Raw genomic sequence first — 26,754 nt, 5'->3', positions numbered from 1 at the left:
AATCCTAAACAGCGTTCCTTCCGTTCACGGATACAACATCCCGGTGATCGGCAGGGCTTGGGCAGAAGACAGGACGCGATTAGCAGAAGCCAACAAGCAATGAACGGGTGACTCCAAAAAAAAGACATTCGCCGGATCAGGGTTCCCCGGGAATGTCTCGTTCTTATTTTACGATCGGCTGCGGTCACGGGTTGGTTGGCGGAACATATCCAAAATGCCCAATACGATCCATGCCAATCCAAAACCAAGAATGCCGTACCCCCAAGCGCTGGGAGTGAGGTAATAACCGAGCAGGCTGACGATAATCCCCACAATCGTGGTAATCCAGCTGACTGTCATAACCATACACCTCATTTCTATCCGGAATAAGAAGGACTTTAAAGCTAAATCTATTGTCCCCTGGAGTGTATGGCATTATTCAGCGGAGCCTGTCCGTCGTTTACCCGTTGCTGCTATCCGATTGGTCGGCATTGCCGGAAGAATCCCCTGTCGACGAATCATTACCGGTCGAAGTACCGCCGGTGCTGGAGTCATCCAGCTTCAGCAGAATGCGCGAAGTCGATTTACCGTCTTCCACCGTCTGCCCTGCTACCGTAATCGTCGTTGCGGGAGAATATCCCGATTTAATGTACATACCGGAAGAATCCAACGTAAACGTCAGCGTATCCCCCTCCTTCGTATTACCGTAGGAAAGCTTCTCGCCGGACGTATTTTCGCCTTTGTATACTTCAAGCCAACTCCTGCCCGTCGCCTTGATTTCGACTTGAACCGGCGTACCTTGGGCCGCAGACACTTTGAAGATGGTGTTTTTGCCCTTCTTGCCGTCCTGGGCTACGGTCACGCCCTGATTGCCTTGGTTCGTCGTATCCGTCGAGTCCGTATCGGTTCCCGAGGGATCAGTTCCAGTGCCTGAAGGGTCCGTGCCATTTTGATCCGGCGGTGTGGTTGTGTCCTGGCCCCCGGTATTTCCGCTGTCCGTATTCGTGTTATCCGTCGATGTGGTATCCGAATTACCGGAATTGTCCTTGCTGCCGTCATCCCCCGAGTTGGTGGCATTGTCAGGTGTTGTGGTTGATGCCGGCGGATCCTGATTCTGCGCCGTTGTCGGATCCTGCTGCTCCGTAACCTTAGCCGGATCGATGCTGTTATCTTTCTTTGGCGAACTTGCGTTGTTCGCATACAAATAAATAACGACAATAATCAGAATCGGGAACGTCCACATCAGCACGGTCGACAGCCACTTCACGTTTCGTTCAGGCGACGAGGAGCGGCTGCTGGACCGCTTCTGAATGACCGGCTCCATGGTCGCTTCCGGCTCCGGGGGAGCTTCCTTCTTGTGGCCTTCGAGCAGAACGTCCGGATCGAGTCCCACGGTTTCGGCATATGTTTTAATAAAAGCCCTCACATAAAAACTGCCGGGGAGCACCTTGTAATCCCCTGCTTCGATGGCTTCCAAGTATCTTTTGCGGATTTTTGTCATTTCCTGCACGTCGTCCAGGCTCATGCCCTTCTGCAGTCTGGCTTCTCTTAACTGTTGACCCAGTTCAGACAACACCATCACCTCCTCATCAAATTACTTACAGATCGTCGTTGTATGTGCTTGTGAAAGTGTCATAAATAATTTCTTCATTCGGATTGTTGCGCAGCTCGATAATAATATCGAAATGATCATACGTATACTCGGACTCCTGCACGAAAATATCGGGATGCTCGATCACCTTTGTGCTCGGCATGTTCATGATATCCTGCAGCAGGTTGTAGTGGCGCTCGTTGGAACGGATCGTGCTGACGATTCCGTCGATAATAAATACGTTGTTCCGATTCATTTCGTCTTCAGAGAGCTGGCTGCGGACCGTCTGGCGCAGCAGCGTCGAGGATACAAACGTCCAGCGCTTCATGGCGCACACGCTTCCCGCAATAATGGACTCGGTTTTGCCTACGCGGGGCATCCCGCGAAGCCCGATCACCTGATTTCCTTCCTTCTTAAATATTTCACCCAAAAAGTCAACCAGTAACCCAAGTTCATCACGGGTAAAACGGAACGTTTTCCGGTCATCGGAATCGCGGTCAATGTACCGGCCATGGCGTACAGCCAAAATATCGACAAGCTTCGGCGTCCGCAGCGCGGAGACCGTTATGCTGTCGACCTTTTTCAGCATGGCGCCCATCAATTGGATCTTCTCGTCATCATCGGTTTCCAGCAGCATTCCCCGCGTCTTGCCTTCAACCCCGTTAATCGTCAATATGTTAACCTCCAGCATCCCGAGCAGGGATGCAATATCCCCGAGCAGACCCGGACGGTTTTTATGTATCTTATATTCCATGTACCATTGTTTCGCTTCCACTTCGACACCCCATCTGACCTTTTCCCATGTTTTCCAATAAAATAAACCTGCAGCCCTTTCGGGTGAGGCTTCCAAAAAATCGCCTTTATTTCATGGGTCACGTTAATGATATATAAAATACATATGAAAAACAAGGTCAACTCTGTAAACATTAGAGAAAAGCCCCCAAATGGGGGCTTTTTCCTAAAGTTAAGCGTTTTTCTTGGCTAATTTAACCATCAGGCGGGCGATCGTCTGGCGCTCTTCGCGGCTGCCCACTTCCCACAGCTCCTTCAGCGCACGGTTGGAAGCGTTGGACGGATCGACTTTCTCATCGAGAAAATCACCGATCTCATAAGCCAGCTTGGCGATGGTATCTTCGCTCATCCCCATTTTTTCGGCTTGTGCGACGCGTTCCCCAAGGAACTTTTTCCAGGCATCAAAGTTCTTTACTACTGTTGACATATTGATAAGTCCTCCCTTTGCTGTGGCGCATGAGATTTGAAATCAACAGTTGTAATATAACCTGTTTGGAGCGCGCCTATGCACGGAAGACCCTTCTTACGCCTCAGGTAATCCATCCACCATTGGGGCTAATTACCTGACCATTGATGTAGCCGGATTCGGGCAGCGCGAGAAAATAAACGAGGGACGAAATTTCGTCGGGTCTGGCCAGGCGTCCGGCCGGAATTTCATCCTCGAGCATTCGCTTTTCCTCGGCGTCCAAATGGTCCAGCATCTCGGTATCCACCGCGCCCGGAGCTACCGCATTCACCGTGACACCGGAAGGCCCGAGCTCTTTGGCGAGCGCTTTGGTAAACGCGTTAATGCCGCCTTTGGTCGTCGAATACAGCACTTCACAGGAAGCGCCCGAAATCCCCCAGACCGAGGAGATGTTGATAATCCGGCCGCTCCGCTGGGAAATCATATAGGGCATAAAGGCTTGTGTGCACAGAAACATTCCTTTTAAGTTGACGGACATCACTTCGTCCCATTCTTCCTCGGTCACGTCCGAAAGAAGGCCGTAGTGAGAGACGCCCGCATTGTTCACCAAAATGTCCGGCATTAAACCATGGGCGTCCAGCTTGTCGCGCATGCGCAAAATCTGGTCTTTATCCCGCAAATCGGCGGAGACCGTCATGACCCTTGCTCCGGACTGCATGCAGCGCCGGGCCACGTCATTGGCGGCTTCGTGCGACGAACCGTAGTGGATTACCACATTCATCCCTACCGCAGCAAAACGCTCGGCGATGGCGGCACCGATGCCGCGGCTCGCCCCGGTGACGAGCACGGTCGTCTCTCCGATCGGCTTGTGCAGGCTCTCCTCTCCCCTACGCTGCATTAAGGATTCACCACGACCGATACCGCCAGCTGCTCCCAGTCCACATGCTCTTTCAGGCGATTGTTCACATCGCTGAGCGTAATGGACTCATACAACTGGATCACGCTGAAAAAGTCGCCGCCGCGGAACTGGTAGCGGGTGAATTCATGCGCGATATTTTCCGGAGAGTTCAGCATGCGCAGGTATCCGCCGATTTTTTTCTTGCGGGCGCGCTCGAAATCTTCTTCCTTGAAGCCGGATGCCAGAATGCCGTCGACCTCTTCGCGGATCCGGGCAAGAAGCTGATCGGGATCACGGGTATCCCCGCCCGCGGCCGAAAAGGCATACTGCGGAGAACTGCTGTATTCATGAGAGAAGCTGTCGGAGATCAGATCCTCGTCGTACAGCTTTTGGTACAGCTCCGTACTTGACCCGAACAGCAGATCAAGCATGACCTTTGTAGTCAGGTCGCGCTTCAGAAGTTCCTTGCCGGTCAGCCCCACTTCTTTTTCCTTAAAGCCGAACAGACATTTCGGCATGGACACCTGCAGTTTGTTAACCCGGCGTTTTTCTGCGACACCGACCGTCTCCGACTCGAAGATACGCTCGATTTTGCCTTGAGGCGGATAATCTTTCTTTGCCTGGTTGGCGCGGACGAGGTCGAACACTTCTTCGGGCTTCACCCCGCCGACGACGAACAACAGCATGTTGCTCGGATGATAAAAGGCGTTGTAGCAGGTGTACAGCGTCTCCTTCGTTATTGTGCTGATGGATTCCACCGTACCTGCGATATCGATATGCACCGGATGGATTTTATACATCGCTTCGATCAGGCCAAAATACACGCGCCAATCGGCGTTATCCTGGTACATGTTGATTTCCTGCCCGATAATCCCCTTTTCCTTATCGACGTTCTGATCGGTGAAATAAGGATTTTGCACGAAGTTAACGAGCGTCTCCAGATTCTCGTGAATGTGCTCGGTTGCCGAAAACAGGTACACGGTCTGGTCAAAGCTTGTAAATGCGTTGGCGGATGCGCCGTGGGAGGCGAATGTGGCGAAAATGTCGCCCTCCGGCTCCTCGAACATTTTATGCTCCAGGAAATGGGCGATCCCGTCCGGAACCGAAATTTCGTCCTGCCCCTCCACCCGGAAGTGGTTGTCAACAGAACCATATTTGGTGGCAAACGTCGCATAGGTTTTCTGGAAACCCGGCTTCGGAAGCACGTAGACGTGAAGGCCGTTATCCATCACTTCATAATAGAGAGTCTCCTGCAAATTGTCGTACTGAAGTTTTTCCACCGGCTATTCCTCCTTCTGACCCTTCAGAAAATAAATCGTATCCAAATCAAAAGTCGACGCGGCCGCCTGAACATCCGCGGCTTGAATATCTTCCACCTGCTGCAGCAGCTCTTCTCTTGACCGGTCTTTCCCGGAGAATTGACGGTTGAAGTCGTAAGCGATCATTTCAAAAGCCGAGTCCTCAATTTCAAGAAGCAGATTGCGGATCATCGCCTTCGTCTGCGACATCTCCAGATCGGTAATGCGGCCGGAGCGCATTTCCTCGAGCTGGCGCTTGATAATATCGAGCGCTTTTTCGTAGTTCTGCACTTCGATACCGGACTGGATCGTTCCGATCCCCTTGTGTCCGTCATAGCGGGAAGAACAGTAGTAGGCGAGGCTTGCTTTTTCCCTTACGTTCATGAACAGCTTGGAATGCGGATATCCGCCCAAAATGCCGTTGTACATTAATGCTGCTGCATAATGATCATCCCCGTACGTGATGGAAGTGCGCATACCCAGATTCAGCTTGCCCTGGCTCACTTCCATTTTCTCCACGACGGTACGAGGCTCGCCCGACTGACGCACCGGCGTCTCGGTCTTATACGTAATTCCCGATTCCGAACCCAGATCAAAGTGCGCGTTGACGAGCTTCTCCACTTCCTCGAGCGTCGTATCCCCGACCACATACAGGTCCATGCTGGCTTCGCTCAGCCATTTGCGGTAACCGTCATGCAGGCTCTCCGGCGTGATTTTCTCCAGGTCCTGACGCTGTCCCAGGGCGTGAAGACGGTAGGGCTCGTTGCGGCACATCTCCTCGATACAGCGCTCGGAGGCGTAGCGGATCTTATCGTTGACGATGGATTCCAGCTTCTTGCGGACATTCTCCTTCTCCGCCTGAACGTAGGAGCTGCGGAAGCGGCCGTCCTCCAAAACAGGACGAGTCACGACTTCCCCGAGAAAAGCGAATGAGGATGCCAGCAGGCTCTCCTGGCTCTTCACGAACGAATCGTTAATCGTGTCCATCCGGAAGTGCACCATCTGGTAGTTGCCTCTTTTATACACATCAAAACCGAAGCCGGCCCCGTACATTTGTTCCAGCTGCTCGCGGAACTGGCGGGTCTCCGGATATGTAACGGTACCCCGGCGGAGCACAAAAGGAGTCAAGGCCGTTGGCGTTACGGTGTCCTCCGCAAGCGGGATGCCTGCGTAGAGCGAGATTGCAAATGTCTTAAAGCGTTTCGTCGGCAGAACGTGAATCCGGATCCGCTTGGCGTTTCCATGTTGAAAAGCAGTTGTATTCAAGGTCCAAAACTCCTTTAGCCATGAATTTATATAGCGTCACGCTTTTGATTAAGTTCCATTCTATACCATTGGAAAGTGAAGAAGCAACCGAAGACAAACCCTCCGGTTGCTGTTTTCCCTCATGCGCAATCTGCTCCAAGGAAAGAACGAAGTTACGGCGCCAAACTTACGTTCAATCCTTTTACATGCAGAAAATATGCTGCCCGATCGTCAAGACTTGCGGCCGGGACCAGATCCACTTCGAAGTGGCTGTTTTCGGGTTAAAGTAGTACAGGCATCCGCCGGTCGGATCCCAGCCGTTTAACGCCTGCTGCACCGCTTTGCGCGCCGTTTCGTTCGGCGTGAGATAAATTTGTCCGTCGGCTACCGCCGTGAATGCGCCCGGCTGAAATATAACGCCATGGGGCGTATTCGGAAAGCTTGGCGATTTAACACGGTTCAGAATGACCGCCGCCACGGCAACCTGTCCTTCAAACGGCTCACCGCGGGATTCACCGTACACCGCATTGGCCATAATTTTCAGATCATTTTCGGACAAGCCCATCGTGTTGGCCGAAGCCATCGGTTCGCTTGTGTTTTTCTGGTTGCCGCTTGTACCTGTTTGCTTTCCGGCGGCATTTCCGGATTCAGCGGCGGAAGGCTGCCAATTTTTGGTGGCATTGTACAGCTTCAGCTTGGTTTTGGCTCCGACCGTTCCGTCGACCTTCATCCCGAATTCGGACTGGAACCATTTGACGGATTTCAGCGTGTTCCATCCGTATTGTCCGTCTATCTTTCCGTTATAAAAGCCCAAAAATTTCAGGCGCCCCTGCAGTTCATACACATCCTGGCCTGAGGATCCATACTTCAAAACCGTTGATCCGAATGTAGGTATGGTCTGTTCCGCAGGCTCCACCGCCGCTTTGGACGAAGCTTTGGAATCCGTATGGGGTCTTACACCTGCATAGACCGCAGCAGACAATAGAAACACCAAACCGATGATGATCCATAATTTTGCGTTTTTCATGGGTTAGCTCTACCTTTCTCTTGTGGGTTTGACAGGATGGCTACGGTTATTATGACAACAGGCCCCATTTCCTATACGCCCTGCCCAAGAGAAAGAATGTGTACCGCCGATAGCTATTTTCAAGCGAGTTCTAGCGAATCACCGCCAAAAAAGGCCTCTCATGTATATTCATGAGAGGCCACCAAGGAAGATATAGCACATCCGGCAATAATTACCGGATTATGAACTGATGCGGTTCTGCTGCTGATACTGCTCCAGGGAAACAAGCACTTCACGCGGTTTGCTTCCCTCGTAAGGTCCGATAATTCCCCGCGCTTCCATCGAGTCGATCAAGCGGGCCGCACGGGTATACCCCACCCGCATTCGCCGCTGCAGCAGCGAGACGGATGCCTGTTTGGATTCCAGCACGATCTGAACAGCCTGATCGTACAGCTCGTCCAGCTGGTCGTCGGCATCCTGCGACGATTCCTCAACCTCGGGAACAAGGCTTTCATCGTATTTGGCTTCCCCTTGCTCGCGGACATAGTTAACGATGATCTCGACTTCCTGATCGGTCATAAAAGCCCCCTGCACGCGGATCGGCTTAGAGGCTCCCATCGGCATGAAGAGCATATCCCCGCGGCCCAGCAGCTTCTCTGCGCCTGCCATGTCGAGAATCGTCCGGGAGTCAACCTGGGACGATACCCCGAAAGCGATCCGCGACGGGATATTCGCCTTAATGACACCCGTAATGACGTCAACGGACGGCCGCTGGGTGGCGATAATCAGGTGAATACCCGCGGCCCGTGCCATTTGGGCAAGACGGGTGATCGCTTCCTCGACGTCATGCGCGGCGACCATCATCAGATCGGCAAGCTCGTCGACAATGACCACGATATAAGGCAGTACCGCCGCCGGATTGTCCTTCATCAGGTTGTTATAGCCTTCAATATTGCGCGTGCCGGATTTGGAAAACAGCTCATAGCGCTTTTCCATCTCGACCACGATCTTCTTCAGCGCCAGGGAAGCACGCTTCGGATCGGTCACGACAGGTGCCATCAGATGCGGGATGCCGTTATAAACGTTCAGCTCAACCATCTTCGGATCGACCATCAGAAATTTCACTTCATCCGGCTTAGCCTTATACAGGATGCTCGTAATGATACCGTTAATGCAGACCGATTTACCGGAACCGGTGGCGCCGGCTACGAGCAAATGGGGCATTTTCGCCAAATTGCCGACGATCGTCTGTCCCGATATATCCCGGCCGAAGGCGATCGACAGCTTCGACGAGGCGTCCTGAAAGACCGGCGTTTCCATAACTTCGCGCATCGTCACGAGCGAAACTTCATTGTTCGGCACCTCGATACCGATGGCCGACTTGCCCGGGATCGGTGCTTCCATCCGGATATCCTTCGCAGCCAAAGCCAGCGCGATATCGTCTGTCAGCCCGACAATCCGGCTGACCTTCACGCCGATATCCGGCTGGATTTCGTAGCGCGTCACCGCCGGACCGCGGACGACCTCAAGCACTTTCGCCCTTACGCCGAAACTCTCCATCGTTGCCTCCAACTTGCGGGCGGTTTGCTTGTAATCGTTCTGGTCGCCTGCCTTGCCGCCATTCTGGGGCTTGGAGAGCAGCCTGAAGGGCGGGAGCTTGTACGGCTTCGGCGGAGGCGCGGGCGGCGTCATCGCAAGCTCCATCGCCTCCGCCGGCTCTGCCGGACCTCCCGCGGATTCTCCCTGGAGGTCCGCAGCGGATATCGGCGCCCCGCCGTCCGGCATGTCCGCAATCTCCTCATGGATTTCCGCGCTGATGCCCTCAACCGGAAAAGCGGCCCCGGCACCTCCCCCGTAAGCTGCGTCCGGTTCCTCCGGATCCGCGCTGCCTTCGGATTTCACATGCTCGAAAAAGTCGCGGATAATCGGCGAAGATTCGTTCCGCTTCGGTTCCTCCCAAAGCGGCTCCTCGTGCAGTTCGAATGCATCGTTCTCCTCCGGCTCTAGCGCCTCGCTGAACCGCCCCCCTGCAGCGGAACGGGTCTCCCGGACCGGTTCCAGAATATCGCTGCCGTCCAGCTCATCATCATCAAGCGGCGGCTGGGCTTCGTTCTTGGCAAACTTGCTGCCAAACAGCTGGAAGAACACCGGAGCGCTCCGCTTCGGCTTCGGCGGCACAAAATCCTCGTCCAATTCGTCCTCATCGTCGTCAGCCGGAAGCGGCTGCGGTTTCTTCTGCCTGGACGAAGTCGTACGTTTGGAAGCAACTTGGGCCGACTGCCGGCGGTTGTCCATCCGCTTCTGGACATTCTCGCCGGCCTTCACAAGCCTGCTGCGGAAGATTCGCATCAGGTCGACATACGACAGATTCGTAATCAGCATAAAGCTGATTATAAACATAACGATCATCATCAGCTTCGAGCCCAAAGTCCCGAACAGCCAATACAGCGCCGCAAACTCGATGGCGCCGATGTAGCCACCGCTGATGTCCTTATTCAGCATGGAGTGGTCGCCGCGGGCCGATGACGCCAGCAGCGCTCCCTGCAAATCCGTATGTACCTGGGATAAAATGTTCCCGGTGCTTAATGCGCCAACCGGACCCAGTTTCTTTTCCAATGAAGAAATGCTGCTCATAAGTACCAAGGCCAGTACCAGCAGCAGAATTCCGCTTCTTCGCGTATTCCACCGCTTCGGCCATTTTCGCTGAATCATGACGCTGAGGCCCAAGTAGACTCCCACCAGGGGAATCACAAAATAAAACCGCCCTAACAGCAGTCCGAACATTTTGGATAATGACCACCCTACCGTCGCTTCACCGGATAAGGCGATAACGGAGAGGGTGATCAGTATAATTCCGTATATTTCGTATTTCAGCACATTGGTCAGTACTGCCTTCTTCTTTTTTCTTCGCTTAGCCAAAATGTCACCCCCGGTCAATATTATACCATATAATACCGTGGGCACCTATGTTCTGTTTTCTGCTGCTAAAGGTCCATTTTACAGTGTCGGAATGTAGCGTATCACTTGTCCTGGGGCAAATGCCGGGTTGAGGTAAGATTCAAGCGGGCAGTCGAGCAGCCGGACAATTTCGGCCCGGCCCGCATCAAGCGGTTTGACTTCCATCAGGACGCCCTGCAGCCTAACCTCCGCGGTTTGGACAGGGGTGAAACCCTCTTCCCACACGGCATCAAGCGGCATAATCGTATGGAGCATCATTGGGTAATCCCCTCCGCCTCGACCGGTTGTTTACGCTCATCGATCAGCTTGTTCAGCTTGGCCAGCGCCTGCCCGATGCCTCCAACTTCGTCCATCAAGCCGTATTTAACGGCATCCAGTCCGCCCACCGCCGTTCCGATATCCCGGTTCAGCTCTCCTGTACGGAACATTAATTCCTTAAACCGCTCCTCTGTTATTCGCGAATGGGAGGTGACGAAGCGGACGACGCGCTCCTGCATTTTCTCCATATATTCGAATGTCTGCGGCACACCGATCACCAATCCGTTCAGGCGGATCGGGTGAATGGTCATGGTGGCGCTCTCCGCGATAAGTGAGTACGTCGAAGCTACGGCGATCGGCACACCGATGCTGTGCCCGCCCCCGACGACGACGGTGACGGTAGGCTTGGTAAGGGACGTGATCATTTCGGCGATGGCCAGTCCGGCTTCCACGTCTCCGCCTACCGTATTGAGAATAATTAACATTCCATCCACCTGTTTGCTTTGCTCCGCAGCGACCAGCTGGGGAATGATGTGCTCGTATTTCGTCGTTTTGTTCTGTGGCGGAAGGACCAGATGTCCTTCGATTTGCCCGATGATCGTCAGGCAGAAAATGTTCGACTCGGTCCCTTGCGGAACGTTCATTTGCCCCAGCTGCTTCAGCGTATCCAGTGCCGTCGGTTCCGGGTTCATGGCAGGAGCTTGTTCCGGCGCCTCCGTTTCGCTCATCGGCGCGCGGCGTGAATTTTGTGTCATGATGTCCTCGTCCTTTCCTAACCATATAATTTCCTGTCATTGTAGTATGGCGGAGGAAAGACATGAATTATTCCGAAAAAATAACTCTATCCACGAAGCGCTTACCCACCCGTCTAATCAGGCCTTATCAGAATTCCTCAAACATAGTCTCTTCAAACGACAAAAAGCCCCCTTCCGCAGGAAACCGTCCAATATTGCCTGCGGAAAGGGGGCGACTGTGTGCTGTTCAAGACGCTGGTTTATTCAATTGATTACACTTCCATGATGATCGGCAGAATCATCGGTCTGCGGCGGGTCTGCTCATAGAGGAACCGGCCCAGCGCATCCTTCACGCCTGTCTTCAAGGAAGCCCATTCATTAACATTTTCACTCATCAATTTCTGCAGTGTACTGGAAACAATGCGGTTCGCTTCGTCCAACAGTCCTTCCGATTCGCGAACATATACGAATCCTCTGGAGATAATGTCCGGACCGGACATGATCGTGCCGTCTTGTTTGCTCAGCGTAACGACTACAACCAGAATTCCGTCCTGTGACAGCAGTTTACGGTCGCGGAGAACGATGTTGCCAACGTCTCCAACACCCAATCCGTCAATCAGCACGTTGCCAGCCGTTACTTTACCGGCTTTACGGGCGGATCCGTTCTGGATTTCGACGATCTCCCCGATATCCGTAATAAAGATATTGTCCGGATCTACGCCGACGGACTCGGCCAGCAGTGCGTGACGGCGCTGCATGCGGTACTCGCCGTGGATCGGGATGAAGAATTTAGGCTTCATTAAATTCAGCATGAGCTTCAATTCTTCCTGGCTTCCGTGACCCGATACGTGCACCCCGGAATTCGAACCGCTGTAGATGACATCGGCTCCGAGACGGAACAGCTCGTCGATCGTACGGCCGACATATTTCTCATTACCCGGTACCGGAGTCGCGGCAATGATAACGGTATCACCCGGCAGAATGTCAACCTTGCGGTGTGTTGAGCGGGCCATCCGCGTCAATGCGGACATTGGCTCTCCCTGGCTGCCTGTGCACAATACGACGACGCGGTCGGCTGCCATTTTGTTAACTTCTTCAGGCTCGATCAGCATGCCGTCCGGCACGTGAAGGTATCCAAGCTCGGCTGCGATGGAAACGACGTTTACCATGCTGCGTCCAATGACGGTAATTTTCCGTCCCGTGGATTCCGCTGCATTGACCACCTGCTGAATCCGGTGAACATTCGAAGCAAAAGTAGCAATAACTACGCGCTGGGATGATTTCCGGAAAATGTCTTCAAGGACGACACCCACGTTTTTCTCCGATGGCGTGAAGCCCGGTTTCTCGGCGTTGGTACTATCCGACAGAAGCGCCAATACGCCTTCTTCTCCAATAGCGGCCATCCGCTGCAAGTTCGCATATTGTCCGTTGACCGGCGTATGATCGAACTTGAAGTCGCCTGTATGAACCACGTTGCCTTCCGGTGTCGAGATGCAAACCCCCACCGAATCCGGAATACTGTGGTTGGTTCTGAAGAATGTCGCTTTCAGCGTGGAGCCGAGCGCTACTTCGGAATCTTCATGAATCAGAATCCGCTTCGTTTCGCCAAGAAGATTGGCTTCCTTCAGCTTGTTCTCCACCAGTCCAAGCGTCAGCTTGGTTCCGTATACGGGAACGTTCAGATGCTTCAGCACGTAAGGCAATCCACCGATGTGATCCTCGTGTCCGTGCGTCAGCAAAATGCCTCTCACCTTGTCACGATTCTCCGTCAGGTAGGAAATATCGGGAATGACGATATCGATCCCGAGCATGTCCTCCTCTGGAAATTTCAATCCGGCATCTACGACTACGATGTCATTGCCGTATTGGATGACATACATGTTTTTCCCGATTTCACCGACGCCGCCCAACGCGAAAATCGCCAATTTATCGTTATTATTTTTTTTAGACAAATGAATCTAACCCTCCTATGGTTTTGGACGTCGTACCATTTAATATTTATATTTCAAAAATATACCGCACCCAGTCACTTGACCTCATTATACATGATAAAAAAGTCAAAACACAAGTCACCCTGAAAGTAGGCATTAGAGTTCCCCAAATCCAGGCTGTTTATTTGAAATATCCTTATGGGCAAAAAGCCGTACGAAGCAGCGTCCCTGCTTAGGCCTTAACCCAAAGGCACCCATTCTAAACACAAAAAACAGCGCCCTGGTATGGACGCTGTTTCTGTCAACTTTTAAGAAGATTAATTATTCCGCGAGTGAATGAACCAACCGTTCGATAAATTCCGCTTCCTTCTCATTCGGTCCGACGAGCGGAAGGCGTACGCCTCCGACGGAATGACCCAGCAAATTGAGCGCATGCTTGACGGCAGCCGGATTCGGCAGCGGTGTCGGGGACTCAAACAAGCCCTTGAACACCGGGAACAGCTTCTGGTGGAGCTGCGCGGCCTGCGTCTGCTCACCTTGCAAATATGCCGTAATCATATCTTTCATGGAAGCGCCGACGATATGTCCGGCCACGCTGACGATGCCGTATGCGCCAACCGCCAAGGCCGGAAGCCCCGCTGCATCGTCACCGGAATATACCCGGAAATGCGCCGGCGCACCGGCCGCGATCTGGGTCACCTGCTCGAGCGAAGCGCATTCCTTGGTGGCGACCACGTTCGGAATCTCAGCCAGCCTAAGCGTCGTCTCGGTGGTCAGACCGACCACAGTCCGTCCAGGGACGTTATACAGCATGACCGGCAGCTTCGTGCTGCGGGCAATGGCTTCGAAATGACGGTATAACCCCTCCTGGTTCGGCTTGTTGTAATAAGGCACAACGAGCAAAACGCCATCTACCCCGAGCTTTTCGGCTTCCTGGGTCAGATGGATCGAATGCGCGGTGCTGTTGCTGCCGGTACCGGCAATAATTTTGCAGCGCCCTTTGGCATGGTCCACCGCAAACGCGAACAGCTTGAGCTTTTCTTCCTCCGTCAGCGTCGGGGATTCGCCGGTCGTCCCGCAGACAACCAGTGATTCGGACCGCTGGTCCTCAATTAAGTAATCGATCAGCTTGGCGGTTTCTGTCCAGTTCACATTTCCCTGCTCATCAAAGGGAGTAACCATGGCCGTAATCAATCTACCGAAATCCATCTTGTACAACCTCCTAATAGGACGTAAAAGTGCGTTTTCCAGATTTATGACTACCGGTGCAGCTCGAATTTGGCATGCAGTGCCCGGAGAGACTGTACCATGTCCTCTTTCTTCACCAGCACCCATATGGTCGTATTCGAATCTGCCGACTGCAGAATTTGGATATTTTGTTCACTGAGGGATTCGACGATTTTGGCCATAATTCCCGGCACCCCGTTGATCCCGCCTCCGATGACGGAAACCTTGGCGCAGCCAGAAAGGCTCTTAGGCCGGAATCCCAATTCCTGAAGCACCCGGATCGCTTTCTCCGAATCATGGTCAAAAACGGTATAGACCGCCCCTGTCGGGGTAACATTAATAAAATCGACGCTGATGGAATTTTCAGCCATGGCTTTAAACACTCTGAGCTGAAGATTATCTCCTTCGTTCTTGCACTCCACCGTGATTTGTGTGACGTTGCTCACGTAGGCGATTCCTGTCACATACCGGTCCATGAAGCCCAACTGAACGTCCCTGAAGCCTTCCGGCTGGGTGACCAGTGTTCCTTCATCTTCCGAAAAGGTGGACCGCACCCGCACCGGCACATGCGCCTGCATCGCGATTTCAACGGCTCTCGGATGGATAACCTTGGCTCCGTATTGGGCCATGTTGCATATTTCAGCGTAGCTTACGATGGAGAGCGGTTTGGCGTCTTCGACGATCCGTGGATCCGCCGTCAGAATTCCGTTGACGTCCGTGTAGATGTCAACCATTTCGGCACGGAGCGCCGCACCCAGCGCCGTTGCCGAAGTATCGCTTCCGCCACGCCCCAAAGTGGTGAAGTCCCCGTTTTCCGTCTGACCCTGAAAACCGGTAACGACGACCACTTGATGTGTTTCGAGCTCCTTCACAATCCGCTCCGGACGCACGTCTTTAATCCGCGCGTTGCCGTATTGATCATCGGTGACAAATCCGGCCTGGGCCCCTGTCAGCACCGTGGAGGTGATGCCTTCATTCTCCAGCAGGCTGCACAGCGTGGCAGCCGAGATGATTTCACCGCAGCACAGCAGTAAATCCCGCTCCCGCGACGGAAGAGCGTTCCCGTTCTGGGAGACCCAGTCCAGGAGCGTGTCGGTTGCATAAGGCTCCCCCTTGCGTCCCATTGCGGAAACGACAACAACAAGCTGATAGCCGTTGTCCAGCTCGCGTCTGACGTGCTTGATGACGAGTTCCCTTGCTTGCGGAGTCGACAAAGATGTACCGCCGAATTTCTGTACTAAGATGCTCATTTCAATTCCCCCATGCTAGATAAGAACGGCAGAACGTATAGCTGCGTCGATTTCCTGTGACGTGTACAGCCATGGAGGCTGTACACCTTCCTCAGAGCCAAAGCATGAACAAACGCGCTTTGGCCGGCAGTTCGTAATCGCAGCCTAGTTTCCTGTTCCCGCCCGAATCGGCATCCTTAACAGATCTGTGGTGCCGCATCCAACCGGGATAAGCAAAACAGGCTGCGATCACTTCGATCGAGTCGTCCTACATTTACTATTTGGCCTCTACGACCATTTGAATCATTTCAACTTATGTTCTGTACACTGATATTTATCCGATTACGGCGGCCCGGAATAAACGATGCAAACAGCCCCGTGTCTTACGGCATGGGGCGCAAAATTACCGCCCGCAGCATCTGCTAGGGGCTGGACAATGCAGTTTCGGGTGCCGGAACTCGAAACGAATGCAGCCGATTGGGATTACGCAGAAAACATGCGTTGAATCAGCATAGGCTGCAGTTGTCTTCCATCAAGAGCCGCATCGCATGCTTCGGGGATCAGCTCCATGTTCGCAACCAGCGAATTGGGCTTCTGCACCGGATTATCCTGACCGAACGGAACAAAGTAAATGTTCTTGGTCACAAGCAGCTTGGCGATATTCGCTGCGTTTAATCCCAATCCGTCATTGGTGGAAATCGCCAGCACCAGCGGACGCAAATTCCGCATTTGGGCCTTGGCGGCCATCAAGACAGGACTGTCCGTAATGGCATTGGCCAGCTTGCTTGTCGTATTGCCCGTGCAAGGCGCAATAACCAGCACGTCGAGCAGTTTGGACGGTCCCAGAGGCTCCGCATCCACGATTGAGGAGATGATCTCGCTCCCTGTGATGTTCTTCAGCTGCTCCAGCCAGCTCGCGGATGTGCCGAAGCGGGTGTCCGTTACCTGCACCGAATTGGAGACAATCGGCACCACTTTGGCACCGGCGTCCATAAACCGTTGAATCTGCGGCATAATTTCAGCAAGCGTACAATGTGAACCCGTAATCGCATAACCTACCGTTTTACCCTGCAAGTTCATTCCCCATCCCCCCGAATCTTGATCTCGTCCGAAATCAACTGTACCAAAGCATTGGCAATAATCATTCCAGCTGTTTTGGGAGCTACGATTCCAGGTAATCCGGGAGCCAGCAAGGCCTTAATTCCCCGCTTCTCCGCATACCGGAAATCACATCCTCCGGGAGCCGAAGCAAGGTCAATAATGACGGCGCTTTGGGGCATTCTTGACAGGATTTGCGCTGTGACTATCATAGTCGGAATCGTGTTAAAAATCAAGTCGACACTTCGCACATGATCCTCCAAATCCCTTGTCAGGAAAGGCTCCCAGCCCATGACCTCCGCTCTGGCAAAATCCTTTTCCGACCTGACGCCGGCCCTTACCTTCGCCCCGAGTCCCTGCAGGCTTTTCGCCATCGTAAACCCGGTTCTCCCCAATCCCAGCACAATACAATCCGAACCGTGGATCGTAAACGGCGTATTCTGGATTGCCATCACCAGCGCGCCTTCCGCCGTCGGAATAGAATTAAAAATAGCAACGTCATCCCGGTCCAGCAGTTCCAACAGGCGTACCTCGTGGCTTGCGCATAGACTGCGCAAATAGGGTTTGGCCATTCCCGTATACACGGTACAATGCGACGGAAGAGCGGCCAAATGCTCATCCAGCAGCTTTAAGGACTCTCCAGAATACGGCGTCTGGATCGCTCCTGTATCATCACACCCGACAACAGGCAGCACGAGAACGTCTGCCGCAGAAAGCAGTTCAGAAGAGAGGCGCTCCCACGAGACTCCCAGGACCCTTTCATTCAGCTTGTCGAATCCGACCACGCTGACGGTGGCATCCATCTCCGAACATTTACGGATCACCTCGATCTGCCGTGCATCCCCGCCTAGGAACACTATATGAACTCCAGTCAGCACAAGGATGTCACTCCTTTCAAAAACACTGTTATGAATCCATCATATGCCGCTGCCTAAGGAGGGGTGAAAGACGCCCGCCAAATTAAAAAATGTCGACGCACATTCCAGGAAGCCGGACCGCATTAACGGCATATTTTCTTGCGATATAGGTAGCCGGGTTACTGAGGATTATACTTTCTTCAATCTAAAAAAGCCTGGAGACCGGACCCTTTCGGGAACGAACTCCAGGCTGTACTGAGCTATGAATTATTTGCCGGTGTGGCCGAATCCGCCCTCACCGCGAACGGTTTCGGACAGCACGTCCACCTGCTCAAACGTCACCTTAGGCACTTCCATAAACACCATTTGGGCGATGCGCTCGTTACGGGTAATCGCAAACGGCTCCTGGCCTAGGTTGATCAGCAGCACCTTGATTTCCCCGCGGTAATCGGCGTCGATCGTTCCCGGCGTATTGAGGCAGGTAATGCCATGCTTCAAAGCCAGCCCGCTTCTCGGGCGGATTTGTGCCTCCAGCCCGTCGGGCATGGCGATGGCAAATCCGGTCGGGATGAGCCTGCGCTCCCCCGGCTGAAGGACGACTTCTTCTTCAACGGCGGCGTACAGGTCATATCCGGAGGCGGAGCCGGACATTTTCTCCGGCAGCCGCACATCCTCGTGACCCGGCAATTTATGAATTTGTACGTAGTGTGACAAAATCGTCCCTCCTTAACCCTGCAATGGCGCGGTCCGTCGAACCGACCATCGCCAGTGCGTAAGGCTGGCTGAACATCCGGTCCAGCACGGCGTTCACATCGTTCATCGTCACGTTTTCGATCTTTTCGATCATGTCATCGAGCGAAAAATGCTTGCCCAGCATCAGCTCGTTTTTGCCGAGCCGGTTCATGCGGCTGCCGGTGCCCTCGAGACTCAGGATCAGGCTGCCTTTCAGCTGCTCCTTCCCTTTGCGGATTTCGTCCTCGGTCATCCCGTTTACGGCGACATCCGACAGCACCTCTTTGGTCAGGTCCATGACGTCTTTGGTTTGCTTCGGCGCGGTTCCGGCATAGATCGTAAACAATCCGCTGTCTTCGTTGGAGCTGTGGTACGAGTATACCGAATAGGCGAGTCCCCGCTTTTCCCGGATTTCCTGGAACAACCGCGAGCTCATCCCGCCGCCGATGCTGTTATTGAGCAGAATCATGGCATACTGAAGCGGATCGTGGATCGAGCATCCCGGGAAGGACAGACAGATATGATTTTGCTCCGTCTTCTTTTTGTGGTACAAAAGCCCGCTTTGGAATGAAGGCACGGTCAGTTCGCTGACGCGCCCGCTGTTTTGGAAACCGCCAAAATGGCGTTCCAGCAGCTCCACCATGTCATCGCCAATGTTGCCCGCCACGCTGATCACGGTATTTTCAATTGTATAATGCTCATCCATATAGGCCCGAAGGTCCGAAGATCCCATGCTTTCCAGCTGTTCCTTCGTCCCCAGAATCGGATAGGCGAGCGGATGATCCCCGTAGACCGCCTTGGCCATCAGGTCGTGCACCATATCATCAGGCGTATCTTCGTACATCGAAATCTCTTCCAGAATGACGTTCTTCTCCTTGGCCAGCTCCTGGCCGTCCAGCTTGGAACGGAAGAACATGTCGGCCAGCACGTCTACGGCGATCGGCAGATGCTCATCCAGCACCTTGGCATAAAAACAGGTATATTCCTTGGAAGTAAAGGCATTCACATTGCCGCCAATGGCATCGAATTCCTCGGCAATTGCCTTGGCGTCAAACCGTTCGGTCCCTTTAAACAGCATGTGCTCGATAAAATGGGAAATGCCGTTGTTGGCCAAAGTTTCGTGGCGGGAGCCCGTCTTGACCCAAATGCCAAAGGAAACCGACCGCATCGTCGGAATTTTCTCCATGACCACTCTAAGGCCGTTGCTTAAGTTTATTTTTTTCACGCGAGAGGCCCTCCTATAATTAATCCAATGAACCTCCAGGCTGCCCCCTGTTCAGTTCTGACTAGTAACCCGTTCTTCATGCAAATGATGGCCGAGTCGTAACTTTCCTGACTACAGCCAGCGCAATCCCTATCCTATCAAAAAAAACCGTCTCACTCAACCTTGGGCGCCATGACCCTCTCGGGGGACAGCGTCTGGCTGACCGTGCCCAGCACAAGGCCTTTTGCCTTGATCACGCGGATCATGCCCTTCAGCGCCTGGGAAGAGGAGGAGGTCGGATGCATCAGAATCAAAGTGCCCGGCTCCACCTTGGCCGAGATCTTGTTGACGATGGAATCCGGTGAGGGCTTCCGCCAATCGACCGTGTCCAGCGTCCACAGCACCGTCTTCAGGCCGAGGCTGGCGGCGATTTGGACGGTCTGCTGATTAAAGTCTCCGGAAGGCGGCGCAAACCACTTGTTCTCCACGCCCAGCGTATCCTTCAACAGCTGCTGGGTTTTACTGATTTCTAGCGTTGCCCGTTCGCGGCTCAGCTGGCTCATGTTGGGATGCGTATACGCGTGGTTCTCCAGCTCATGCCCCCGCTTTTGGATCTCCTTGGCCATCTCCGGGTTTTTCTTCAACCAGCTTCCGTCAAAAAAGAAGGTTGCCTTTACGTTCTCCGCATCGAGTGTATCGAGCATCGGAACGATAAACTCGTCCCCCCACGCGACGTTGATCATCAGGGAAACCATCGGCTTTTTCGGGTTCCCTTTATAAATCGGTTCGGCCGCCAAATCGCCCAGGTTCACCTTGGGGGAAATTTGACGGTACACATATGTAATCGGAGCCGAGGCTCCCTGGGCCTTGGCCCGCTTATAAGTCTTGTCTACGTCGATCTCCAGACCGTTGTACCCCGGAATGGCCTTCCAGACGCGGTCCACGACCGCATCCACCGGCGGAATCCGCGTGGCCTCGGCCTTCTCTTGAATCTGCTTGTACAGCGGGTCCAGCTGCTTCTCGTCCGCCTGGGGCTCAAATGCGGTTTGAGCAGTCAGGTGATGCCGTACGTCCCGAAAATAGTCCCCGACCGCACCGGTCTGCGCGAGCCCGACGATGGTGGCAAAACAGGCAAGCACGATGGCTGTCCGTCTCCCGTTCATTTTTCCGCTCATCTCCCTTAACATACTTTGTCCCATCATATGAAAGGACGGGCGGGAATATGAATGAAGGCCGCGAGAGAGCATCCAGAGGTTTAGGCTTGGAAGTTTATACTTTCGGATCTCATAAAAAAAGAGCCAGAAGTGAGTACTTTCTGTCTCTTTGACTGCATATGGTAGCAAGCGTGGCTTCTGACGAAGCCGCTCCGCTTGAATTAAGCCTTGGATTCTGCAACCAATACCGCTTTGCGCGACAGGTTAATCCGTCCCTGCTGGTCGATCTCGGTCACTTTGACGGTGATCGTATCCCCGACATTCACGACGTCCTCAACTTTGCCGACACGCTCGGTCGAGAGCTGGGAAATGTGCACAAGTCCCTCTTTATTCGGAAGCACTTCGACAAAAGCGCCGAATTTCTCGACCCGTTTGACGGTGCCGACATAAATTTCGCCGACTTCGACTTCACGGACGATTCCTTCAATAATAGAGCGGGCTTTCTGGTTCATTTCCTCATTGGCCGATGCGATGAAGACGCGTCCATCCTGCTCGATGTCGATCTTCACACCGGTTTCCTCGATGATCTTGTTGATGATCTTGCCGCCTGCGCCGATCACGTCGCGGATCTTATCCGGATTGATGTTCATGACGATGATCTTCGGAGCATAAGGAGACAAAGTCTCTCTTGGCTTCTGGATCGCTTCCATCATTTTGCTCAGGATAAACATCCGGCCTTCTTTGGCCTGCTTCAGAGCGTCATTCAAAATCTGACGGTCAATGCCGGCAATTTTGATGTCCATCTGAATGGCGGTTACCCCTTCAGCTGTACCGGCCACTTTGAAGTCCATATCGCCCAGATGGTCTTCCATCCCCTGAATATCCGTCAGGATGGATACATGCTCTCCGTCTTTAATAAGACCCATGGCTACACCGGCAACCGGCGCCTTGATCGGTACGCCTGCATCCATCATGGCCAGCGTGCTTGCGCAAATACTTGCCTGGGATGTGGAACCGTTCGACTCCAGCACCTCGGAAACGAGACGAATTGTGTAAGGAAACTCGGTTTCCGATGGAATAACTTTCGACAGGGCGCGTTCACCCAGCGCGCCGTGGCCGATTTCGCGGCGTCCCGGTGCACGAAGCGGACGGGCTTCGCCTACGCTGAACGGCGGGAAGTTATAGTGGTGCATAAAGCGTTTGGTTTCCTGCAAATCGATACCGTCCAGAATTTGCACGTCACCGAGCGCACCCAATGTACATACGCTGAGAGCCTGGGTTTGACCACGAGTAAACAAGCCTGTACCATGTGTGCGCGGCAGAATGCTCGTATCGCATTCGATCGGACGGATCTCGTCCAGACCCCGGCCGTCGGGACGGACTTTATCGTGGGTAATCAGGCGTCTAACTTCTTCTTTGACAATATCATGCAGCACTTCTTTGACATCTTTCAAGAGCTCTGGCGTCTCTATGTATTTTTGTTCAAAGAAAGTCACCGTTTCTTCGTTGATCGCATCGATGGCGTCCTGACGGGCATGCTTCTCAGCGATGCGTACCGCTTCTACGAGGCGCTGTGCAGCGAATTCACGTACTTCGGCATTGACCTGCGCGTCAACCGCATGGAGCTTCACTTCCATTTTCGGTTTGCCGGCTTTTTGCGTTAGTTCATCAATGACAGACACGATTTTTTTGATTTCCTCGTGACCGAACATAATCGCTTCCAGCATCGTTTCCTCAGGAATCTCGTTCGCCTCAGCTTCGACCATCATGATGGCGTCTCTGGTGCCTGCGACAACCAGGTAAATGTCACTTTTCTCCTGCTGCGCGATGTCCGGATTAATAATAAATTGTCCGTCCACGCGTCCTACGATGACACCGCCGATCGGTCCGTCAAACGGCACGTCCGAAATGCTCAGCGCTGCGGAAGTACCGATCATGGCCGCAATATCCGGCGAGCAGTCCTGATCCACGCTCATAACGAGGTTCAGCACCTGCACATCGTTACGGAAGCCTTCCGGGAACAGCGGACGAATCGGACGGTCGGTCAACCGGCTGGCCAGAATGGCCTTCTCGCTCGGTCTGCCTTCCCGTTTGATAAAGCCGCCCGGGATTTTACCTACGGCATACAATCTTTCTTCATAGTTTACAGTCAGCGGAAAAAAGTCCAGATCTTTCGGTTCGCTGGAGGCGGTCACTGTACAAAGTACGGCCGTTTCCCCGTAGCGGACCATCACGGCGGCGTTAGCCTGCTTCGCGAGGCGTCCGGTCTCCATGACCAGGGTTCTGCCGCCTAACTGCATTTCAACACGACTTTCCATGAAATCCCTCCTTTATTACTCAATCAGTATTCCCCAGATGGGGATAATTCATATAGTCCTGCATAAAAAGCAACCCGGTTGCCCCGCTGTCACTCCTAGAAGGACAAACGGTGAACAACCAGGCTGCTTTCCGTAGAACAAATGGATTATTAACGACGCAATCCAAGTTTTTCAATCAGAGCGCTATAGCGTTTAACATCCTTGTTTTTCAAGTATGCCAACAGCTTACGGCGTTGACCGACCATTTTCAAAAGACCGCGACGGGAATGATGATCCTTCTTGTGCGTACGCAGGTGGTCTGTCAAATTAACGATGTTCTCCGTAAGGATAGCAATTTGCACTTCAGGAGATCCTGTATCGGACTCGTGAGTTTTGTGCTCTTCGATCAGTTGTTGTTTGCGTTCTTGAGTCAATGCCATCCTGTTCACCTCCTTAACATAAATAATCGCCGTTAGCCTAGAAACCGTCGGTGAGATCGTGTATCCAAGCTAAGGTTTTCCTTCAGCCCATGGGCATCCAGCAACGTTTATCAGTATAGCATACTTCACCGGCAAAAGTAAATGTTCGCCAGCATGTAAGCTTTAGCGGCCCGACTTCAACAGTTCTCTGGCACGATCCGCGTCCGCCTGAATCTGGGCGATGAGTTCCGGAACGGAAGGGAACTTCCGCTCGTGCCGGATAAAATGGATCAGCTCCACCGTGACATGCTCACCGTAAATTTCCCGGTCAAAGTCAAACAAGTGAACCTCAAAGCTTGGCACCGTTTCGTTCTCATGAAACGTCGGTTTGACCCCCACATTCATGACGCCGGGAAAAATCCTTCCATTCAAAAAGGCTCGTACCGCGTAAACGCCCTTAACCGGAAAGACGAAATTATCGTCCAGTTTCAAGTTGGCCGTCGGAAAACCGATGGTGCGGCCGCGTTTTTCTCCGCCGACTACGGTTCCGCGCAGCCGGTAACTGCGGCCGAGCAGACGGCCGGTCCGCTCCAGGTCTCCCCTTTGCAGCGCTTTGCGGATTTCCGAACTGCTGACCTTCCCGCCTTCCAACTCAAACGGCGGGATGACTTCAACGTTCAGCCGGCCGTTCCCCAACAGGCGGAGCATTTCGGCATTGCCTTCCCCCTTGTGCCCAAAGCGGAAATCGAAGCCGACCACGGCGGCCTCGATGCCTAAGGGAAACAGCACCCCTTCCACAAATTCCTGCGGACTTACATGGGAAAAGGAATCGTTAAACTCAACGACGTATACGATATCGACCCCCAGGCCGGCCAGCAGCTCCTGCTTCTCCTGCAGGGGCGTCAGGCTTCCCTCGTAGTCCCCCTTCTTCATCACGTCCTTCGGATGCGGATGGAATGTCATGACGGCCGAAGGGATTTGCTTGTCCTTTGCCAGATTCACCGCAGAAGAGATGACGCTGGCATGGCCAAGGTGCACTCCGTCGAACTGTCCGATGGCTGCGACCTGCGGCCGGGTATGCTCCCGGATGACCTCCGCAGGCAGCGGGTACGATAAATATACGGTTTTCACTGTTCTTTCACCTGCAATTCCATAGATAATCATTATGACTCCGGCAGAAATACCTTGACCGGAGCGATGGCCCCCGTCTCTGCCTGTTTTTCGAAAATACCGAGAAACGTTCCTTGTGGATCATACAGACGTATGCATCCGGGCAGCATAACCTCCGGCGTAACCGCTCTGCCCGAGAGCCTCTGACCCTGCATGGCGGCAGCCGCCTTTTCCTCGGACACGGTATGTGCCGGAAGATGCCGGACCGCTTCATCGATCGGAATCAAATGCTCGTCCAGCTCCCCCGTCTCAGTCAGGCGCTCGATATCTTCGAGCGTGAGGCACTTCGAAGCCGGAATTCCTGCCGACATCGTGCGTTCCAGCTTCACCATCGTAGACGGCAGATGCAGAGCCCGCCCGATATCCACGCATAACGTCCGAATATATGTCCCCTTGGAGCACAGAACCCGAAAGGAAATGTCCAGATAAGGCTCTTGCCAGGCCGATCCGGTCATTTCAATTTCGTGAATCGTCACCTCGCGGCTTTTGCGCTCAACCGTCTTGCCTTCCCGTGCCAGCTCGTAGAGCCGTTTGCCTCCGACCTTGACCGCAGAGTACATGGGGGGCACCTGGGAAATCGTCCCCTCAAATGAGCGGAGCACCTTCTCCACATCTTCCGGCATGACATGGACCTCGTCCACAGATTCCGTGACCGTACCGGTCAAATCCTCCGTGTCGGTGGCAATGCCCAGCCGCAGGGTCGCCGCATATTCCTTCGGAAGCTCCTGCATATACTCCACCACCCGGGTCGCCCGGCCGAGGCAGAGCGGCAAAACACCGGTAACCTCGGGATCCAGTGTTCCGGTATGCCCAATCCGCTTCATTTTCAATATACGGCGCGCCTTGGCAACGACATCGTGCGAGGTCATCCCCGCCGGCTTATCGATGGCCAATACACCTTCTAAGCTGCTCATAAAAATTGTCTCACCCGTTCTATAACCTGAGGAATAATCGTATCCAGCGTTCCTTCGATCCGGCAGCCCGCTGCGCGGACATGCCCGCCTCCTCCGAACGTCTGTGCCAGGGCGGCTACGTCAACCTTGCCGGCAGACCGTAGGCTAACTTTAACCGCTTGGTCATGGATCACTTTGAATAAAATACCGACCTCGACGCCCTGGATGTTCCGCGGATAGTTCACGATGCCCTCCAGGTCTTCGTTGGCCGCACCGGCCTCCACCATGTGCTCGGGAGTAACGTATACCCAGCTGATTTTGCCGTCCGGCGTCATCTCGAGTGTGTTCAACGCTTTGACCAGCACTTTCATCTGGGGCAGGGTCATCGCCTCGAGCAGATTCTCCGACAGCACCGGCCCGTTGACTCCATAGCCGAGCAGCTCGGAAGCCGCCGCCATCACTTTAGGGGACGTATTGGAATAGCGGAAACCGCCGGTGTCCGTCAGCAGCCCGGTGTAGATTGCGGTCGCAATCTCCTTTGTCCATTGAAATCCGAAAGCATGGATCAGATCATACAAAATTTCGGCCGTCGCCGCAGCGTCCGGCTTGATCAGCGTCGCACTACCATAGCCGTTGTTGGTCGGATGGTGATCGATGTTCAGGATCAAGGCATCCGGAGCGAAGCATTGCTGCGTCAATCCCACTCTTCCAAAATCGGCGCAATCCACACATATGACATGCTTGAATGAACGTTCCGGTGGATGAAGCTCCATATTCACGATCTGCTCTGACAGGCATAAAAATTTCATCCGTTCAGGAATCGGCCCTTCATTGATCAGAGTAAATTTTTTGCCCAGACATGAGAGAAGCCAGCCCACGGCAACGGTGGAACTGACTGCATCTCCGTCCGGCTGAATATGAGACACTACAAGATAATCATCATGCGTCAGCAAAAACTCCTTTGCCTGCTCAAGCGATTGTTCATAGGTCTGCATTGGCCGTCTCCTTTAAATCTTTTATTTAGTTATCTTCGTTTTTTCCGATTTCACCGAGGAGCTTCTCGATGTGACTGCCATACGCGATGGATTCGTCAAACTTAAAAATCAGCTCCGGGGTATGGCGCAGCCGGACTCGTTTGCCGAGCTCCGAGCGGAGAAAGCCGTTCGCCTTCTCCAGAGCCTTCAGCGTGTTGTTCTTCTGCTCGTTATCGCCCAGAACGCTTAAATAAACTTTCGCCTGCGACAAATCGTTCGTCACATCCACACCGGTTACGGTAACGAAACCGATGCGCGGGTCCTTCAGTTCGCTTTGGATAAGCTGGCTCAGCTCTTTCTTGATCTGCTCTCCAACCCGTCCAGCCCGAATTTTAGCCATGCCT

The 26,754-nt window shown here is 53.5% G+C and carries 25 protein-coding genes; all 25 read right to left on the bottom strand.

What is annotated here, in order from left to right; genetic code table 11:
- Window positions 1–168 precede the first annotated feature (168 nt).
- Entirely contained in the window at window positions 169–339 is a 171-nt protein-coding gene (locus FHS19_RS02900) for a hypothetical protein (protein WP_163872676.1), read from the bottom strand.
- 100 nt (window positions 340–439) lie between these two features.
- Entirely contained in the window at window positions 440–1,552 is a 1,113-nt protein-coding gene (locus FHS19_RS02895; RefSeq protein WP_183578333.1) for a RodZ domain-containing protein, read from the bottom strand.
- 25 nt (window positions 1,553–1,577) lie between these two features.
- Window positions 1,578–2,345, bottom strand: coding sequence for a DUF3388 domain-containing protein (locus FHS19_RS02890; protein WP_312887139.1), 768 nt, complete (start codon window positions 2,343–2,345; stop codon window positions 1,578–1,580).
- Between the two features lie 189 nt (window positions 2,346–2,534).
- Window positions 2,535–2,789: a DUF3243 domain-containing protein gene (locus tag FHS19_RS02885; protein ID WP_183578331.1), complete on the bottom strand. Its 255-nt coding sequence runs from the start codon at window positions 2,787–2,789 to the stop codon at window positions 2,535–2,537.
- A 103-nt stretch (window positions 2,790–2,892) separates the two neighbouring features.
- Complete coding sequence (gene ymfI / locus FHS19_RS02880; RefSeq protein WP_183578328.1) at window positions 2,893–3,666, bottom strand: elongation factor P 5-aminopentanone reductase; 774 nt, start codon at window positions 3,664–3,666, stop codon at window positions 2,893–2,895.
- Window positions 3,666–4,946 carry an EF-P 5-aminopentanol modification-associated protein YfmH gene (gene yfmH, locus FHS19_RS02875; protein ID WP_183578325.1) on the bottom strand — a complete coding sequence of 427 codons (1,281 nt, stop codon included), beginning with the start codon at window positions 4,944–4,946 and terminating at the stop codon, window positions 3,666–3,668. The genes ymfI and yfmH overlap by 1 nt, the downstream gene beginning before the upstream one ends.
- A 3-nt stretch (window positions 4,947–4,949) precedes the next feature.
- The gene (yfmF, locus tag FHS19_RS02870; RefSeq protein ID WP_183578322.1) at window positions 4,950–6,230 is read right to left on the bottom strand and encodes an EF-P 5-aminopentanol modification-associated protein YfmF; all 1,281 of its coding nucleotides are present in this window, start codon (window positions 6,228–6,230) and stop codon (window positions 4,950–4,952) included.
- Window positions 6,231–6,411: 181 nt separating this feature from the next.
- A complete protein-coding gene (gene sleB / locus FHS19_RS02865; RefSeq protein ID WP_183578319.1) occupies window positions 6,412–7,236 on the bottom strand; it encodes a spore cortex-lytic enzyme in 825 nt (274 codons plus the stop codon).
- Between the two features lie 219 nt (window positions 7,237–7,455).
- The gene (locus tag FHS19_RS02860; RefSeq protein WP_246426403.1) at window positions 7,456–10,134 is read right to left on the bottom strand and encodes an FtsK/SpoIIIE family DNA translocase; all 2,679 of its coding nucleotides are present in this window, start codon (window positions 10,132–10,134) and stop codon (window positions 7,456–7,458) included.
- 78 nt (window positions 10,135–10,212) lie between these two features.
- Window positions 10,213–10,431, bottom strand: coding sequence for a YlzJ-like family protein (locus FHS19_RS02855; protein ID WP_116231218.1), 219 nt, complete (start codon window positions 10,429–10,431; stop codon window positions 10,213–10,215).
- On the bottom strand, window positions 10,428–11,186 hold the full coding sequence (locus tag FHS19_RS02850) for a ClpP family protease (RefSeq protein WP_281382297.1): 759 nt from the start codon (window positions 11,184–11,186) through the stop codon (window positions 10,428–10,430). Before FHS19_RS02850 ends, FHS19_RS02855 begins: the two co-directional genes overlap by 4 nt.
- A gap of 251 nt (window positions 11,187–11,437) precedes the next feature.
- Entirely contained in the window at window positions 11,438–13,117 is a 1,680-nt protein-coding gene (locus FHS19_RS02845) for a ribonuclease J (RefSeq protein WP_183578316.1), read from the bottom strand.
- A gap of 300 nt (window positions 13,118–13,417) precedes the next feature.
- The gene (dapA, locus tag FHS19_RS02840; protein ID WP_183578313.1) at window positions 13,418–14,305 is read right to left on the bottom strand and encodes a 4-hydroxy-tetrahydrodipicolinate synthase; all 888 of its coding nucleotides are present in this window, start codon (window positions 14,303–14,305) and stop codon (window positions 13,418–13,420) included.
- 50 nt (window positions 14,306–14,355) lie between these two features.
- Complete coding sequence (gene dapG / locus FHS19_RS02835; protein WP_183578310.1) at window positions 14,356–15,573, bottom strand: aspartate kinase; 1,218 nt, start codon at window positions 15,571–15,573, stop codon at window positions 14,356–14,358.
- A 462-nt stretch (window positions 15,574–16,035) separates the two neighbouring features.
- Window positions 16,036–16,632, bottom strand: coding sequence for a dipicolinate synthase subunit B (locus FHS19_RS02830; protein ID WP_183578307.1), 597 nt, complete (start codon window positions 16,630–16,632; stop codon window positions 16,036–16,038).
- A complete protein-coding gene (gene dpsA / locus FHS19_RS02825) occupies window positions 16,629–17,528 on the bottom strand; it encodes a dipicolinate synthase subunit DpsA (protein WP_076168027.1) in 900 nt (299 codons plus the stop codon). The genes FHS19_RS02830 and dpsA overlap by 4 nt, the downstream gene beginning before the upstream one ends.
- A 246-nt stretch (window positions 17,529–17,774) precedes the next feature.
- Window positions 17,775–18,221, bottom strand: coding sequence for a dUTP diphosphatase (gene dut, locus FHS19_RS02820; RefSeq protein ID WP_183578304.1), 447 nt, complete (start codon window positions 18,219–18,221; stop codon window positions 17,775–17,777).
- Window positions 18,196–19,425: a M16 family metallopeptidase gene (locus tag FHS19_RS02815; protein WP_221223857.1), complete on the bottom strand. Its 1,230-nt coding sequence runs from the start codon at window positions 19,423–19,425 to the stop codon at window positions 18,196–18,198. Before FHS19_RS02815 ends, dut begins: the two co-directional genes overlap by 26 nt.
- 191 nt (window positions 19,426–19,616) lie before the next feature.
- Window positions 19,617–20,606: a polysaccharide deacetylase family protein gene (locus tag FHS19_RS02810; RefSeq protein WP_183578298.1), complete on the bottom strand. Its 990-nt coding sequence runs from the start codon at window positions 20,604–20,606 to the stop codon at window positions 19,617–19,619.
- 212 nt (window positions 20,607–20,818) lie between these two features.
- A complete protein-coding gene (pnp, locus tag FHS19_RS02805) occupies window positions 20,819–22,915 on the bottom strand; it encodes a polyribonucleotide nucleotidyltransferase (protein WP_183578295.1) in 2,097 nt (698 codons plus the stop codon).
- A 149-nt stretch (window positions 22,916–23,064) separates the two neighbouring features.
- A complete protein-coding gene (gene rpsO, locus FHS19_RS02800) occupies window positions 23,065–23,334 on the bottom strand; it encodes a 30S ribosomal protein S15 (protein ID WP_076168040.1) in 270 nt (89 codons plus the stop codon).
- Between the two features lie 162 nt (window positions 23,335–23,496).
- On the bottom strand, window positions 23,497–24,477 hold the full coding sequence (locus FHS19_RS02795; RefSeq protein WP_221223821.1) for a bifunctional riboflavin kinase/FAD synthetase: 981 nt from the start codon (window positions 24,475–24,477) through the stop codon (window positions 23,497–23,499).
- On the bottom strand, window positions 24,477–25,397 hold the full coding sequence (gene truB, locus FHS19_RS02790; RefSeq protein WP_183578289.1) for a tRNA pseudouridine(55) synthase TruB: 921 nt from the start codon (window positions 25,395–25,397) through the stop codon (window positions 24,477–24,479). Before truB ends, FHS19_RS02795 begins: the two co-directional genes overlap by 1 nt.
- Window positions 25,394–26,371 carry a DHH family phosphoesterase gene (locus tag FHS19_RS02785; protein ID WP_183578286.1) on the bottom strand — a complete coding sequence of 326 codons (978 nt, stop codon included), beginning with the start codon at window positions 26,369–26,371 and terminating at the stop codon, window positions 25,394–25,396. The genes truB and FHS19_RS02785 overlap by 4 nt, the downstream gene beginning before the upstream one ends.
- A gap of 25 nt (window positions 26,372–26,396) precedes the next feature.
- Window positions 26,397–26,750, bottom strand: coding sequence for a 30S ribosome-binding factor RbfA (gene rbfA / locus FHS19_RS02780; protein ID WP_076168050.1), 354 nt, complete (start codon window positions 26,748–26,750; stop codon window positions 26,397–26,399).
- Window positions 26,751–26,754 lie beyond the last annotated feature (4 nt).

This window comes from Paenibacillus rhizosphaerae (assembly GCF_014192015.1).
In the GTDB taxonomy this organism is placed as follows: Bacteria; Bacillota; Bacilli; order Paenibacillales; family Paenibacillaceae; genus Paenibacillus_AQ; species Paenibacillus_AQ rhizosphaerae.
Note: the sequence above shows the minus strand (reverse complement) of the source record. Positions and strands in the feature narration are given on the sequence as shown.